General features: G+C 40.6%; 13 protein-coding genes and 1 pseudogene. 9 read left to right on the top strand and 5 right to left on the bottom strand.

The annotated features are described in order from the left end of the window. On the top strand, window positions 1-181 hold a 181-nt coding region (locus tag JCM15074_RS24665; RefSeq protein ID WP_234400137.1), incomplete at its 5' end, for a hypothetical protein. Window positions 182-286: 105 nt separating this feature from the next. On the opposite strand, the gene murJ is transcribed toward JCM15074_RS24665, so the two are convergent. Beyond that, window positions 287-1,846: a murein biosynthesis integral membrane protein MurJ gene (murJ, locus tag JCM15074_RS01960; protein ID WP_025819627.1), complete on the bottom strand. Its 1,560-nt coding sequence runs from the start codon at window positions 1,844-1,846 to the stop codon at window positions 287-289. Window positions 1,847-2,095: 249 nt separating this feature from the next. Here murJ and rpsT point away from each other — a divergent pair, with 249 nt between their 5' ends. Beyond that, the gene (rpsT, locus tag JCM15074_RS01955) at window positions 2,096-2,362 is read left to right on the top strand and encodes a 30S ribosomal protein S20 (protein WP_025819626.1); all 267 of its coding nucleotides are present in this window, start codon (window positions 2,096-2,098) and stop codon (window positions 2,360-2,362) included. 132 nt (window positions 2,363-2,494) lie between these two features. Here rpsT and JCM15074_RS01950 read toward each other — a convergent pair whose 3' ends face one another. Next, window positions 2,495-2,791, bottom strand: coding sequence for an ArsR/SmtB family transcription factor (locus tag JCM15074_RS01950; RefSeq protein ID WP_025819625.1), 297 nt, complete (start codon window positions 2,789-2,791; stop codon window positions 2,495-2,497). 151 nt (window positions 2,792-2,942) lie between these two features. On the opposite strand from JCM15074_RS01950, the gene JCM15074_RS01945 reads away from it, so the two are divergent. After that, complete coding sequence (locus JCM15074_RS01945; RefSeq protein ID WP_025819624.1) at window positions 2,943-4,346, top strand: M28 family metallopeptidase; 1,404 nt, start codon at window positions 2,943-2,945, stop codon at window positions 4,344-4,346. A gap of 57 nt (window positions 4,347-4,403) precedes the next feature. Here the strand turns inward: JCM15074_RS01945 and yaaA are convergent, their stop codons facing one another. Continuing rightward, a complete protein-coding gene (gene yaaA, locus JCM15074_RS01940) occupies window positions 4,404-5,177 on the bottom strand; it encodes a peroxide stress protein YaaA (protein WP_025819623.1) in 774 nt (257 codons plus the stop codon). A gap of 97 nt (window positions 5,178-5,274) precedes the next feature. Continuing rightward, window positions 5,275-6,723, bottom strand: coding sequence for an alanine/glycine:cation symporter family protein (locus JCM15074_RS01935; RefSeq protein ID WP_025819622.1), 1,449 nt, complete (start codon window positions 6,721-6,723; stop codon window positions 5,275-5,277). Window positions 6,724-7,156: 433 nt separating this feature from the next. On the opposite strand from JCM15074_RS01935, the pseudogene JCM15074_RS20480 reads away from it, so the two are divergent. The 6 genes and pseudogenes from JCM15074_RS20480 to nfo all read left to right on the top strand — a co-directional run bounded on the left by JCM15074_RS20480 (window position 7,157) and on the right by nfo (window position 15,146). After that, window positions 7,157-9,521: pseudogene (locus tag JCM15074_RS20480) on the top strand (phosphoketolase family protein). A gap of 226 nt (window positions 9,522-9,747) precedes the next feature. Further along, window positions 9,748-10,848: an OmpA family protein gene (locus tag JCM15074_RS01925; RefSeq protein WP_025819621.1), complete on the top strand. Its 1,101-nt coding sequence runs from the start codon at window positions 9,748-9,750 to the stop codon at window positions 10,846-10,848. Between the two features lie 366 nt (window positions 10,849-11,214). After that, window positions 11,215-12,168: a transaldolase gene (gene tal, locus JCM15074_RS01920; RefSeq protein WP_025819620.1), complete on the top strand. Its 954-nt coding sequence runs from the start codon at window positions 11,215-11,217 to the stop codon at window positions 12,166-12,168. 16 nt (window positions 12,169-12,184) lie between these two features. Further along, a complete protein-coding gene (pgi, locus tag JCM15074_RS01915) occupies window positions 12,185-13,822 on the top strand; it encodes a glucose-6-phosphate isomerase (RefSeq protein ID WP_025819618.1) in 1,638 nt (545 codons plus the stop codon). Between the two features lie 175 nt (window positions 13,823-13,997). After that, window positions 13,998-14,180, top strand: a complete 183-nt coding sequence (locus JCM15074_RS01910; RefSeq protein WP_025819617.1) for a DUF3545 family protein — start codon at window positions 13,998-14,000, stop codon at window positions 14,178-14,180. 105 nt (window positions 14,181-14,285) lie between these two features. Continuing rightward, window positions 14,286-15,146 carry a deoxyribonuclease IV gene (gene nfo, locus JCM15074_RS01905; RefSeq protein ID WP_025819616.1) on the top strand — a complete coding sequence of 287 codons (861 nt, stop codon included), beginning with the start codon at window positions 14,286-14,288 and terminating at the stop codon, window positions 15,144-15,146. 26 nt (window positions 15,147-15,172) lie between these two features. On the opposite strand, the gene thrC is transcribed toward nfo, so the two are convergent. Beyond that, window positions 15,173-16,453: a threonine synthase gene (gene thrC, locus JCM15074_RS01900; RefSeq protein ID WP_025819615.1), complete on the bottom strand. Its 1,281-nt coding sequence runs from the start codon at window positions 16,451-16,453 to the stop codon at window positions 15,173-15,175.

Genomic DNA, 16,453 nt, shown 5'->3' with positions numbered 1-16,453 from the left:
CCCAAACGGCCTGAAGTTGCTACTTTCAGAAGCCTTAAGCCAGTTCAATTCTAGGCGTATCTACGTAGGAATGGTGATTCCCTTTCAAGTTGATACAACAACGAAGTGGACTTGCTTAAGGCTTTCTTTGATGGGTTTTAACGTTTTTTATACTGCGTTATTGATTTTATTAAGGGAATAACCATTAACTTCAATCAATGCCTTGTCTAAAACACGTTAAACTCCCACTGAATATTGCAACTTTAGGTCATTTGGGTATGTATCAAGTAGCCATGAGAATCAGCCATCAAACGCCAGCTTTCATCTTCCAAGGTCTAATTCCGCTCACAATTAGTACAATTAAATAAATAATTGCACCAGATGCGATCAAACCGAGTAACGCTAATGCGCGATGTCCCGTATGCCATTCAAGCCACTGAGTTTGAGTTGGCATTAACAGTAATAAACCAATGACCATCGCGATGCCTGCCGCTAAAATTTTCACAAAATAGATGATTGTTTCGCGACTCACTCGATAAACCCCTTTAAGGTGTAAACCACGATACAACAACCCAGCGTTTAAAAAGGCCGACATCGACGTCGCAATAGCTAAACCAACATAGCCAAATGGTATTGCGAGAATAATGTTAAACACCATATTACTCACCATGGCAATAATGCCATAACGTACTGGCGTCTTTGTATCTTGGCGCGAGTAATAAGCGGGGGCGAGCACTTTAACCATCATAAAGCTTAATAAACCACTGCCATACGCATAAAGACTATATGAAGCCATCAACACAGTCTCATGGCTAAAAGCACCTCGCATAAATAGCACCATTAACATAGGCTGGGCTAATACGATCAAACCAAACATAGCGGGTAACCCGAGTAACAATACAGCTCTCACGCCCCAATCCATGGTTCGGCTAAATTCACCAACCTCAGCATTAACATGTTTACGTGATAGCGCGGGTAAAATAACCGTTGCAATGGCGATACCAAAAATACCTAAGGGAAACTCTAAAAGACGATCAGAATAGTAAAGCCAACTGATCGATCCCGTCATTAAGAAGGAAGCAATAAACGTATCAAGCAGCAGATTAATTTGTGATACCGACACACCAAATAACGCTGGTATCATCAATGTACGAATACGAACTACACCTGGATGATGCCAGCCCCATGAAGGCTTGACTAAAGCACGCTCTTGGATAAGAAATGGAATTTGAAATAAAAATTGAACCACACCACCGGCAAAAACCCCCCATGCTAAGCCTATTTCAGGTTCAGCCATTTTAGGTGATAAATAAATTGCCGCACAAATAATGGCAATATTCAAAAACACAGGCGTAAATGCAGATACCGCAAAACGACCTCTGGTGTTTAAAATAGACCCTGCCAATGCAGTAAACGTAATAAACCACAAATAAGGGAAGGTAATTTTAAGCATGAGTGAAGCTAAAACAAACTTTTCACCACCCGGTTCATTATGAACCCAATCCATAAACCAACCGCCACCAAACAGAGCGGCTAATACTGGCGAACCAATGACACCAACTAAGGTCACGATGCTCACTAACACACCAAGAGTACCTGCCACCTTACCAATTAGGTCTCTGACAGCCTCTGGATCGTGCTTTTCTTGATATTCCGTTAATACAGGCACAAATGCCTGCGCAAATGCACCTTCAGCAAATAAACGTCTTAAAAAATTGGGAATTTTATTGGCAAAGAAAAATACATCAGCACTGCTGCCTGCCCCCATTAAATTTGCGACCACAATATCGCGCACCAAGCCCAATAAACGGGAGATCAGGGTCATACTACTCACGATTAATCCTGACCTAACTAATTTTTTACTCAAGCGTCCCCCGACGTTAACCCATCATGCTGACAAATATTCACGAAAAAAATACACAAATACTGTGCGAAAGCGATAATTGCTGTTAGAATGCGCCACATCTTACACGAGTTGGGCTGAAGATGACCAAGTAAGGTTGTAATTATTTATCTTTATGACGAATATTCAATCGTTACCATAGACAAAGTGGTAAAAAATGGGTATAGTCCTCGGCCTTTAAAAATATTAAATCCAGTTTTTAGGAGTTGCACCTTGGCTAATAGCAAGTCTGCAAAGAAGCGCGCGCTTCAATCTGAAAAGCGTCGTCAGCATAACGCAAGCCGTCGCTCAATGTTACGCACTTATGTTAAACGTGTTATCGCTGCTATCAAAGCAGGCGATCACGCTGCAGCTGTTGAAGCTTTCAACGCTGCACAACCAATCGTTGACCGTATGGCGACTAAAGGTCTTATTCACAAGAATAAAGCTGCTCGCGCTAAGTCACGTCTAAACACTAAGATCAAAGCACTTGCTGCTTAATCTTTAGTGCATAGCATTTAAAAAACCGGCCTTGGCCGGTTTTTTTATATCTAAAATTTATCGTCATACCCTCCTCCCTAAAATTCAGCTATAAAAAAACCACCTTACGGTGGTCTCCTTAAACATTATCAATTAATGACAGTACATATTGTCTAATAATTTAATAATTTCACTCACTTCAGGACTCTTTAATGAGTAGTAAACAGTCTGTGCTTCTTTACGAGTAGCAACCAAACCATCTTTACGTAACCAAGCTAGGTGTTGAGATAATGCAGACTGACTTAATCCCAGCTTCTTGTTCATCTCACCAACGCACATTTCACCTTCGTTTAGAAGATAGCAAAGAATAAATAAACGACGTTCATTCGCTAGTGCTTTTAATAATACAACGGCATGATCTGCACGTTCTTGCATAATTTCAATATTCATTATGAGCTAATTCTCCTTAATACAACCCCTTACACTTACCCCAGCACTAATATAGCCCTACCTTAAAAATAGAGTCGGGACATAAAGCACACTTTTTGCTAGATTGTTGAAAAAAGTGGGATATACGTTATAAAAACCAAGGAAAGATACGATGCATTTTTTAAAAATAGCTATTTCAATAGCTGCAATTAACATATTAACGGCTTGTCAGACACCACCCGAAAGTGGACAAGATGAACAAGTTGCGGCAAATCTGATGCAACAAGCTAAAGATTCTACGTTAGCTTTTGAGATTGTAGAGTCGCTTACAGTTGAAGTAGGCCCCCGGATGGCAGGCTCACCAGAAGATGTTAAGGCAGTGAATTGGGCTATGGATAAACTGCAACAATTAGGCTTTAATCGTATCTACAAGGAGCCTGTGCAAGTACCGGTTTGGCATCGTGGTGAAGCTAAAGCACAGGTTATTAGCCCTTACCCACAGAATCTTGTTATTACCGCTTTAGGCGGCAGTGTCGCTACACCTACACAGGGTATAACCGCTGAAATTGTGCGTTTTGACTCATTAGCACAGCTAAAACAAGCGAATCCTGACCTTATTAGCAATAAAATTGTATTTATTGATCATGCCACTGAAAAGAGTATTGATGGCCATGGTTATGGTGAAACAGTTGCAGGGAGATCAAAAGGTGCAATTGAAGCCGCTAAAAAGGGTGCTGTGGCCGTTTTAATTCGTTCAATAGGCACTGACCACGATCGCATGGCTCATACGGGGATGATGCGTTACAGTGACAATGTAGAAAAAATTCCTGCTGCAGCATTATCGATTCCTGATGCAAATCAATTAAACCTGATGTTAAAACGAAGCCCGAGTATTAACGTTAAGCTTGAAATGTCACCGTCAACCCTATCTGATGCAACCTCTTATAACGTTATAGCGGAAGTCACAGGCAGTAGTCTTGCCGATGAAATCGTATTAATTGGTGCTCATCTAGACTCCTGGGATCAGGGTACTGGTGCTATTGATGATGGTGCGGGGGTCGCAATTGTGACCGCAGCGGCTAAGTTAATTTTAGATTTACCACAACCACCCAAACGCACCATTAGAGTTGTACTCTATGCTGCAGAAGAGATTGGCCTTGTAGGAGGTAAAGCTTATGCCAAGGCTCACCAACATGAATTAGCAAAGCACTACATTGCAGCGGAATCAGATTTTGGTGCAGGTAAGATTTATCAAATCGATGTTAACGTCGCAGAAGTAGCATTCAAGCCGACACAGCAATGGCTAAGCCCAATGACAGAAAATAATATCGTGTTAGGTAATAATCAGGCAAATGGTGGCCCTGATGTTTCTATGCTACCGAAACAAGGTGTACCAGTAGCCTCTTTAAGACAAGATGGTACCGATTACTTTGATTATCACCATACGCCTAATGACACTTTGGATAAAATCGCCCCTAAAGCACTAGCACAAAATGTTGCTGCTTATGCACAATTTGCCTATTTGATGGCACAATCTGAAATAAACTTACGTCCAATTCAGCCTGAAACTAAATAATAACGTAGCAAATAATAAGCCGAACGATATCAGGTTCGGCTTATCATGTTATGAAGGCTATTGCTCATCGCGTAAAAAGACGGGTTCAAATGGTGTAGAAGATGCTTGGTCATAATAATAACCTGTCGCATTAAAGGCTAATAATGTATCAATATCTGTCACTTGATTATCGATGATATAACGCGCCATTAAACCACGCGCTTTTTTGGCGTAAAAGCTAATCACTTTATACGTACCATTCTTACAATCTTTAAACACAGGCGTAATTAATGTGCCTTGTAATTGTTTGGTTTTAACTGACTTAAAATATTCATTTGAAGCAAGATTGATAATAAAATCATCCCCCTGCTCTGCTAATGCTTGATTCACTTGCTGGGTAATCACATCCCCCCAAAAAGTATAGAGATTACTCCCCTTAGCATTCTCCAATCGCGTGCCCATCTCAAGCCGATATGGCAGCATTAAATCAAGTGGTCGCAATACGCCATATAAGCCTGATAGCATGCGTAAATGTTGCTGCGCATAATCAATTTGCGAGTCCGTCATCGAATCAGCATCAAGCCCCGTATAAACATCACCACGAAATGCAAATAACGCCTGTTTCGCATCACCTAAAGTAAAGTTTGGTTGCCATTGACTAAAACGAGCGACGTTAAGCCCTGCAATTTTGTCACTGACTTTCATTAAACTGGCAATATCTGCAGGTGTTAATTGACGACAAACCGTAATCAGTTGCTCACTGTACTCAAGTAAAGTCGGCTGAGTAAATTGCTGCGTTTTAGCTGGCGTTTCAAAATCCAAAGTTTTAGCGGGTGAAATTAGTATCAGCATCACGGCACTCCATTTTAATCTATTGCTATTATCATACTGTCCTTAAACAAAAAAACCACGCCCTAAAGCGTGGTTTTTTAGATTAAGCTAATCCGATTTACTTATTTGAACGCTCTTCAACGGTTTGCCCACCAGGGATCCAAACATCATCATTTAACTGTTCACGTAACTCTGGAAACTTATGTGGATCAAACGTAATCTCATCATCTGACTTAATTTGCTGACGGTAATCATTAATCACTCGAACAGCTAAACCTGATAATAGAATTAAAGCAATAATGTTCACTGTAGCCATTAAGCCCATTGATAAGTCGGCTAAATTCCACACTAGACTGATTTTGGCTATTGAACCAAACATCACCATGCCTAACACACAGATACGGAATATCGGTAATGCTTTCTTACTGTTACCAGATAAGTACATTACGTTAGTTTCAGCATATGAGTAGTTAGCAATAATAGACGTAAAACAGAATAGCAAAATAGCAATGGCGACAAAAATACCACCCCAACTACCCACATGAGTAGAAAGCGCATCAATAGTCATCTTAATACCATCATGGCTTTCACTTAAATCACCTGATAGTAAAATAATTGCAGCAGTAGCAGTACAAATTACGATAGTGTCAAAGAATACACCCATCATTTGTACAAAGCCTTGTGACGCAGGGTGGTTTGGATTTGGTGATGCACTTGCAGCCACGTTTGCTGCACTACCCATACCGGCTTCGTTTGAGAAAAGACCACGAGCAATACCAGATTGCATTGCTTGAGCGATAGTATAAGCCACGCCACCAGCAGCCGCTTCTTGCCAACCAAATGCACTCTTAAAGATTAATGCAAACACTGCAGGTAGTTGTTCGATATTCATCAGTACAACGACAGTCGCAATCAGAATGTATGCTAATGCCATCACTGGCACAACAATCTCTGACACCTTAGCGACTTTACGTAAACCACCTACGATAACAAACGCACTTGCCAATACAATGATAATTCCCATATAAAGAGGGTTAATATCAAATACAGCATGCATTGCGCCAGTAATGGTATTCGCCTGTACCGCGTTAAAGACTAAACCGAAAGCGATGATTAAAAAGATTGAGAATAAAATTCCCATCCAACGCTGGCCTAGGCCTTTTTCCATATAATACGCTGGACCACCGCGGAATTGTCCGTCCTGATCGCGCACTTTATAAACTTGAGCAAGGGTTGACTCCACCATAGAGGTCGCCATACCCAATACAGCAATTACCCACATCCAAAAAACAGCACCAGGACCACCAGCACTAATCGCGACCGCAACACCAGCCATATTACCCGCACCTACGCGAGCAGCCATACTGGTACAAAACACCTGGAATGATGATAAACCACTATCGCAGCCTTGGCGGCTAATGGTTAAAATTTTGATTGCATGTTTAAAATGAGTGATCTGGATAAAGGCAAGTCTAAGGGTAAAATAAAGACCCGCGCCAACCAAACCGTAGACTAATAATTTGCCCCAAAGCAAGGCATTCAGATAATTTACAATGTTTTCTAACATATATTTATATTTCTTCTCGTTTCAAAAGTAATTTCTTGTCAATTTTTGTTTACAAAAAACCACATTTGGCGTGAATGAATCCTTCCAATTTATTGATGTATTACGGCGGAATTATTATTAAAACTTGTCCTTCCGTTGCTATTCATGCAATGGCCGCCATAACCGATATTACAAAATAGCATAGTCTTCTAGAAATCACATGTGATCAAGATCACATTAAACCATACACCTGACGTAGCGAGAACAATTCAGAAACATACACTACTACATAAGGCAACATTCAAAACAAAAAACCACCAGCATCTGCACAGAGTAGATAAATATGCATCTAAATGTGTTTTTTTGGAGCTAGAACACGTTTTTGTAAAAAAATTACAAATATAGTAATTACAGTGACATTGATTATTTATCTATTTTTGGTAATGAGGTATCTATGGTTCAATCACAACAAGTTAGCGCATTAAAAAAATATGTGCGCGCAACCAACTTCCTTGCAACATCCCAGATTTACCTAAAGCAAAACGTATTACATAAAGCACCACTAAAACACAGCGATATTAAACCTCGTTTATTGGGTCACTGGGGTACTTGCCCTGGTATTAACTTTGTTTACGCCAACATTAACCGCCTAATTGTCAATCATAAACGTCCATTTCTTTACCTTGTTGGTCCTGGCCATGGCTTCCCAGCTGTTCAGGCAAACCTATTTATGGAAGGCTCTTTAAGCCACTTCTATCCAGAAAACATTCCTTATAGTGAAACTGGTATTGAAGACATCTGTAAAAAATTCTCTGCCGCATATGGCTACCCTTCTCATGCAAACCCTGAAGCGCCTGGTCAAATTCTAGAAGGTGGCGAGCTTGGTTACTCACTTTCAGTTGCATGGGGTGCTGTACTCGATAACCCTGATTTAATTGCAACAGTATTAATTGGTGATGGTGAATCAGAAACAGGTCCACTAGCGGCATCTTGGTACGCTAATAGACTAGTATCACCCGCTAATAACGGCACTGTATTACCAATCGTTCATATCAATGGTTACAAAATTTCTGGCCCAACTCGCATGGGTCGTATGAGCCATGAAGAACTATTCCACGAGTTCACTGGTTTAGGTTATGAGCCAATCATTGTTGATGACCAAGATGAACAAGATATTTATGAGCAAATGATCGCAGCAATGGATCGTGCTTATGCATTAATTACCGATATTCAAACACGCGCTCGTAACGGCGAAGATATCGTTAAGCTAAATGGCCTGTTATCTTACTTAGAACGGCTAAAGGCTGGACTGGTGTCAGTGAGTTTGAGGGCAAAAAACTTGAAGGTAACTGTGAATCACACCAAGTTATCGTCAATAAATGCGCTAACGATCCAAGCCACTTACAAGCACTAGATAACTGGTTAAGCAGCTATAAATTTGACGAGCTATATTCAATTAATGAACAAGGTCAATTAGAGTTTGACCCTGAAATTCGTTCATTAATGCCACCAAAAGAGCTTTGCTGTGGTCGTCAACACCTAAGCTACGGCGGAGAAGTAGTACGTAGCTAAATAAACCTGATCTACAAAAATTAGGTTATGGCGCAGAAACGCCTCGTGGTCACCGTGGTTACTCAATGTTGAAGATGGGTGAATGGATGCGTGATGCATTCAAACTAAACCATGACCAACGTAACCTACGTATATTCAGTCCTGACGAAACTTATTCAAACCAACTACAAGCCGTGTTTGAACAAACAGATCGTGCATGGCAATGGCCTATTGAAGAGTGGGATCAAGATATGAGCCGTGATGGCCGTGTACTTGAACTTCTCTCTGAAAACCTACTATTTGGTATGATGCACGGTTACACAGTAACGGGTCGTCACGGTATGTTCCCAACTTATGAGTCTTTCTCACAGGTTGTTTCATCAATGGCTGACCAATACTGTAAGTATGTTTACGCAAGCCAAAACGTTCACTTCCGTAAACCACTGCCATCATGCAATGTTGTATTATCTTCACTATTAGAACGTCAAGATCATAATGGTTACTCACATCAGAACCCTTCATTCTTAGGGGCTATGCTTGAGAAACACCCAACTATTATCTCTGCATATCTACCAGCGGATGCTAACAGCACACTGGTTTATACAGAGAAAGCTTTTGACGATAGAGATAAGCTAAACATTCTTGTTGCAGGTAAGAAATCATTACCACAATGGCTAACGCTTGATGAAGCTCGCCAACAAGCAAAACATGGCGTCATGGTATGGGATTTTGCTTCTGATGAAAATCCAGATGTTGTGCTTGCTGGTTGTGGTGATTACGTCACTCAAGAATGTATGGCATCACTGGTCATCCTACGAGAATTACTACCACGTGTAAAAGTTCGTTTTGTTAGCGTAACTGAACTAAACAGTAAAGGTTTAGGTAGCCCTAAGTTCCAACAGAAACCTTGGTTAATGGACGATATCTTTACCACTGATAAAGGTGTGGTATTTAATTACCATGGTTACCCAAATACTATTAAGAAATTGGTATTTGATTATAAAGGTAGTCATAGATTCCGTATCAAAGGTTACGAAGAGGAAGGTTCAACTACAACGCCATTTGATATGGGCGTTCGTAACGGTACTTCTCGTTACCACCTTGTTATTGATATGGCTTACAAGCTATTCCAACAAGGCGTTATTGATGAAACACAGCATGTAGCTATCACCACAGATATGCTTCAACGCTTAGTTGATCACCGTAACTACATTAAAGAAACCGGTATTGACCCAGAATATCTAGAAAACTGGATCTGGACTCGTTAATCAATAACGATTCCTAAATGTTAAAGGGCGCCTATGGCGCCCTTTTTTTTAAACACAAAAACACACATAAATAACCTTGATAACATTCTGGCTATTTATGTAATAAACACCGATAATACAACCACTAGCTATTTAAAAAAGATTACACCATATAAGTGCTAGTAATATCCTGGGTATAGGACTTAGCGATATTGGTGACTCATCTAAACTTATGGAATTGGAGATAATGATGAAATCCACTTTAAAAGTAGTAGTGCTAGCTTCTCTTTTACCACTTGCAGCTCAAGCCAGTGATGGTTTAAGCCCTTGGTATGTAGGTGCTGGTTTAGGTGTTAATGATTACGAGCCTAATTGTGACCAAAAAACCATGCTAGTTTGTGGTGAAGACGATCCTTATGCATGGGGAGTATTTGGTGGGTATCTGTTTAATGACTATTTTGGTATTGAAGCAGGTTATCGCAATTTAGGCCGTGCCGTGTGGACTGATTACTCTAATAAACTCAACGATGTAGGTGTTAAAGGACCGACCCTAGGATTAGTCGCATTCTGGCCATTTGCTGAGCGTTGGAGTTTATCAGCAGAAGCTGGTGCAATAAACTACATCATTTCAAACAACAAACAACGTGGTAGCGAATACTATAGTGACAGCGGTGTTGCGCCATACTTTGGTGCCGGTATTGGTTACGACATTACTGATAACCTAAAACTGCAAGCAAAGTATCGCCGTTATGAAAGCTTGGATGAAAACAAGTGGAATACACTAGATATGGAAAGTAACTACTGGGGCCTAGCACTGAGCTATCGCTTCGGCAGTGCTAAAAAACCAGTGGTCGCACCAATTGCGCCGCCAGCCCCATTAGATAGTGATAATGATGGTGTTGTTGATAGTCAAGATCAATGTGCAAACACCCCTGCTACCCATAAAGTTGATGCCAATGGCTGCTCTATCTACCTCGAAATTCAAGAACAATTTGAAATTGAAGCTGAGTTTGCTAATAACTCATCCGTTGTTCCTAAAGCCGCTTATGCCGATATTCAAGCACTAGCAAGCTTTATGCAGCAATTCCCAAGTTCAAATGTCATGATTTCTGGCCACGCATCAAACGTAGGTTCTGCATCATATAACTTAAAGATTTCGCAAAAACGTGCTGATTCTGTAGCAAAAATCCTTGTTAATCAATATGGTATTGCCGCAAATCGCGTAACTGCAAAAGGTTATGGTATTACTCAACCAATCATGGCTGGCAGCTCTGCCGAGGCGAATCGTGTTAATCGCCGTATCGAAGCTGTAGTGAGTGGTGTTGAACAGCAAGCTGTTCTCAAGTAAGTAAATCAACCAACCACGAAAAAGCCGCTATTAAGCGGCTTTTTTATACACTTTTTACAGAGATGAATCATACTTTTTCACTTCACAGCCCCAGTAACAGTTAGAGGGGATAGCAAACCATCACAAAATCCCATTTGTTCAAGTTTTAAATTGTTTTTTATTGCCATTGTTTACAGAGAAACTATGCTAAAGTTTGCCATTAATGACTGCGATTAACAGCCAATAACATAGGGGCAAAATAGAAGCTGACTCATTTCTTGCAAAAATTGTAATTTTTTTTCTTTATTGTTGGAAAAAAAACTCAAAATCGCTTCTAATATTGTCACTAAACCACAATCGACTCTTCAAAATGAGAAGGATTTTTTTATGGCCACTACTTTAGAACAGCTAAAAGCGTTCACCACTATTGTTGCCGATACAGGTGATATTGAAGCAATTAAGCGCTATCAACCGGAAGATGCAACAACTAACCCATCTCTTATTCTTAAAGCCTCTGAAATTCCTGAATACTCACCATTAATTGCTGATGCAGTCGCATGGGCAAAAGCACAAAGCAATGATCTACAACAGCAGATTGAAGATGCCGGTGACAAACTTGCTGTTAACATCGGTTTAGAAATTCTTAAATATGTGCCAGGCCGTATTTCTACAGAAGTCGATGCTCGTCTTTCTTTTGATAAAGATGCGTCAATTCGTAAAGCACGCAAACTAGTACAACTATATCAAGCGGCTGGCGTAGATAAATCTCGCATTTTGATCAAGTTAGCATCGACTTGGGAAGGTATTTGCGCTGCTCGAGTACTAGAGCAAGAAGGTATTAACTGTAACCTAACACTGCTATTCTGCTTTGCTCAAGCACGTGCATGTGCTGAAGCCGGTGTTTTCTTAATCTCTCCTTTTGTTGGTCGCATTCTTGACTGGTATAAAAAGTCAACAGGACTTGAGTACAGTGCAACTGAAGATCCAGGTGTAGTTTCAGTAACAGAAATCTATAACTACTATAAAGAGTATGGTTATAACACTGTGGTTATGGGTGCAAGCTTCCGTAATACGGGTGAAATTATTGAACTTGCAGGTTGTGATCGTTTAACCATTGGCCCTTCTCTATTAGAAGAAATGGCAAACAGTGAGCAAGTGGTCGTTCAAAAACTTAAACCTGCAACTACTCACACTGAAGCAACGGCCGAGATGACAGAAGCACAATTCCGTTGGGAATTTAACGAAAATCCAATGGCAGTTGAAAAGCTTGCTGAAGGTATTCGTAACTTCGCCATCGATCAGGGCAAACTTGAAGTCATGCTAAAGCAACAATTAGCCTAAATTCTAGGACGTAAACATGAACAGTCTTCGCAATAGCCAAACTTGGCAAGCATTGCAAGAGCACAGTCAGCAATTGCCGCATATGCGGGAGTTGTTTGCGACTAACACTCAGCGTTTTAATCAGTATTCATTAAAACAATGCGGTCTGTTTCTTGATTATTCTAAAAACCGCATTACAGATGAAACCCTTGCATTATTAATGCAACTAGCACAAGAAAGTCAGCTAGATGCCAAAATCAAAGCCATGTTTAATGGTGAGATTATTAATAATACTGAAGGTCGAGCAGTACTGCATACCGCCCTTCGACGTCCAACTACAGATAGCTTAATGCTAGATGGTGTTGACGTTGTTGCTGAAGTACAACAAACGCTAGCTAAGATGGAACAGTTTATCTTACAACTTAGCAGTGGTACTTGGCGCGGCTATACCGGTGAAAAAATCACTGATATCGTCAGTATTGGCATTGGTGGTTCATTTTTGGGCCCTAAGATTATCTCTGAAAGCCTAAAACCTTATTGGACGGGTGACTTTAACTGTCACTTTGTTGCCAATGTCGATGGTGCCGCAATCAGTGATAAATTAGCTAAGCTAGATCCTAAGACAACGCTTTTTTTGATGTCATCGAAGTCATTTGGCACTCAAGAAACATTAACCAATACGCTAACAGCAAAAGCTTGGTTTTTAGCCAATGGAGGCACTCAAGCTGATGTAGCTAAACATTTTGCGGCAGTGACCTCTAATGTCGCTAAAGCAACTGAGTTTGGTATCGATGCAGCTAATATCTTCCCAATGTGGGATTGGGTTGGCGGTCGCTATTCATTATGGTCAGCAATTGGTTTACCTATCGCACTATTAATTGGCATGGACAACTTCAAAGCCTTACTTGCTGGTGCAAATGAGATGGATCAGCATTTTTATAGTGCCCCACTAACACAAAACATGCCGGTTATTATGGGTATGCTTTCTGTGTGGTATAGCGACTTTTTTAATGCCCAATCACATGTAGTGTTAACTTACGATCACTATTTACGTGGTCTACCTGCTTACTTCCAACAATTAGATATGGAAAGTAATGGCAAGCATGTCACGCTTAATGGGACTAAAGTTGATTACAGTACTGGTCCGGTCATTTGGGGCGGTGAAGGTACTAACGGTCAACATGCGTATCATCAGTTACTGCACCAAGGTACTGCGTTAATTCCCGCAGACTTTATTATGCCGCTACAAAGTCACCATCCTATCGGTGAACACCATGCACAATTAGCGTCTAATTGTTTTGGGCAAACCCAAGCATTAATGCAGGGGCGTACTTATGAAGAAGCATTAGCTGAACTTGCAAACGCCAATATCACTGACGAGCAAAAACAGTTAATCGCCAAGCATAAAGAGATGCAAGGTAATAAACCAAGCAATACGCTATTAATGGATAAAGTGACCCCAAAAACACTAGGAGCCATGATTGCACTATATGAACACCGCACTTTTGTGCAAGGTGTCATTTGGCAAATAAATTCATTCGATCAATGGGGCGTTGAGTTGGGTAAAACACTAGGTAACAATGTACTAGATCGTTTAAACCAAACAGAAACAACGGTTGATCTTGATAGCTCAAGTAATGCTCTAATTAATTTGTTCAAACAGGGTTCTATATAACCCTCGCTTTAAAAGGGCAGTAATCATCTAATATTACTGCCCTTTTTATTATTCCTTCGTATTAAATCTTCCTTTCTGTCTTCAAAAACTCTGTTTTTAACAATAAATAATTTGTAAACCATCGGTAACATATGTTATTAATCTGTTGTCAAAAACAATAAAACTGGAGGTCGTCATGGTGAGACTCGATTATGGAAGTGCACTTGACTCAGTAGTAGAAAGACCCACCCGTACTAAAAGCAGTGGCAAAAAACGTAAATGGCGCGAAATCGAAGTTCTAAAAGAAAAACGAGAACTATTAAAAGAACTACAAGATATTGATAATAGCTTTAACGACGATATTGACGATATCCTTTAATCCATCCTAACCAAATTCTAAACGCACTCAATCGAGTGCGTTTTTGTTTACAGTAAAAATGGATACGCGTAAGGTTACCGCTAACATCAACTACCTCATTTTATTATGCTTGAAGATTATTTGATTGGTGCTCACGTTAGTGCCGCAGGAGGCGCTGCAAATGCGCCTATCAATGCTAAAACAATTGGTGCAAATGCTTTTGCACTCTTTACTAAAAACCAACGTCGTTGGCAAAGTAAGCCACTGACAACTCAAGAGATTGAACTATTTAAGCAACATTGCCAACAAGTCAATATCAAACCTAATGCTATATTGCCCCATGACAGTTACTTGATTAATCTTGGTCATCCTGACACTGAACAACTACAAAAATCACGCTTAGCCTTTGTCGATGAGATGCAACGTTGCCAACAACTCGGTCTCAGCCTGCTTAATTTTCATCCCGGCAGTCATTTACGCAAAATATCAGAACTCGATTGCTTAAGCAGAATTAGTGACTCCATTAACTGGGCACTTGAACAAACTGAAGGCGTGACGGCAGTGATTGAGAATACTGCAGGGCAAGGCTCCAATCTCGGCCACAGTTTTGAACAACTAGCACAAATTATTGAACAAGTAGAAGATAAAACACGAGTTGGGATCTGTATTGATACCTGTCATATGTTTGCCGCTGGTTATGATATAAGCACTCTTGACGCCGCAAAACAAAGCTTTGATTTATTTAACCAAATAGTGGGCTTTGATTACCTCAAAGCAATGCACCTTAACGACAGTAAAAATCCCCTTGCAAGTCGAGTTGATCGCCACGCCAGTCTTGGACAGGGTTACATTGGCCAACAGGGATTTGAATATATTATGTCACTAGATGCTGTACGTCATATCCCGTTAATTTTAGAAACAGTCGATCCTGCTATTTGGCCTGATGAAATCAACTGGTTACGGTCACTTACAAAAAAAGCAGCCTAGGCTGCTTTTCTTCCATATTGCAAAGGTTATAAACCGTTATATAAATAATCTCGCAGAGGCGTAAAGTCAGCATCAATGACTTTTGCTAAGCATGGTTTTGTCGCCACCTTAGCAAGCTCCTTTGGCAAGGCCAAATTAACCGCTAATTCACGATCAACGACATCTTTAAATTTAGCCGGATGTGCCGTCCCAAGAAATAGACCGTACTCGCCCTCTTTACTGCACATGGCTAATCCCGCTGCGGCGACAGCTGCATGAGGTTCAGATTGATAATCAATCTGCGCGAGCTGTAATAAAGACTCACGAGTTTGCTGTTCATCAACAGCAACGCCACGTACCACTTCTTTTGGCCACTGCATCATCGCCACAATGGCTTCCACTCTAGGCCAATTACTTGGCTCTGCTACATCCATAGCATTAGACATAGTGGCAACTGTTCGCTGTGGCTGCCACTGGCCATCCACTAAATAACGTGGAACGGTATCATTACTGTTTGTGGCAGCAACAAAATAATTAACGGGTAAACCCATTGCTTTAGCAAATAATCCAGCTGTTAAGTTACCAAAGTTACCGCTCGGAACCGAGATAACAGGATCACAATCATGTACTTTCTTAAACTGCGCCACTGCCTCAAAGTAATAACAAATCTGAGCAAGTAAGCGACTAATATTAATCGAGTTAGCGGAGTTTAAACTGATATCATGGCGCAACTGACTATCTTCAAAAGCATGTTTAACCAAGTCTTGGCAGGCATCAAAATCAGACTTTACTGCCAACGTATGAATGTTTTTCCCTAGTGTGGTAAACATTTTTTGCTGTAGCTCACTGATTTTCCCCTGCGGAAACAACACCACAACATTAACGTTATCTAATCCATAAAATGCATCGGCAACCGCAGCGCCAGTATCACCAGAGGTTGCAGTCAAAATCGTCAGCTTTTTATCTGCAGCCAAGTGATTAACACATTGCGCCATAAAACGGGCACCAAAATCTTTAAACGCGAGTGTTGGCCCATGGAACAATTCTAAACACATGCGCTGCTTATCTACATGTACTAACGGCACATTAAAGTTAAAGGCATGATCTACCAGTTGATCGACCACCTCTTGCCCTAACTCATCCGCCAGCCAAGCCCCTAAAATCAATTTACTACGCTCAACAAATGGCAACGCTAATATCGCATCAATATTATGTAGTCGAGGTATTTCGTTAGGGAAAAAGAGACCACGATCCTGACCTAAACCTAATAAGACGGCTTCACTGAAACTAACTTGCTGCGATGGATGTTTTAAATTATACAATTGCAT

It is taken from the genome of Shewanella marina JCM 15074 (genome assembly GCF_000614975.1).
Lineage (GTDB): Bacteria > Pseudomonadota > Gammaproteobacteria > Enterobacterales > Shewanellaceae > Shewanella > Shewanella marina.
This window is presented reverse-complemented; position numbering and strand designations above follow the sequence as displayed.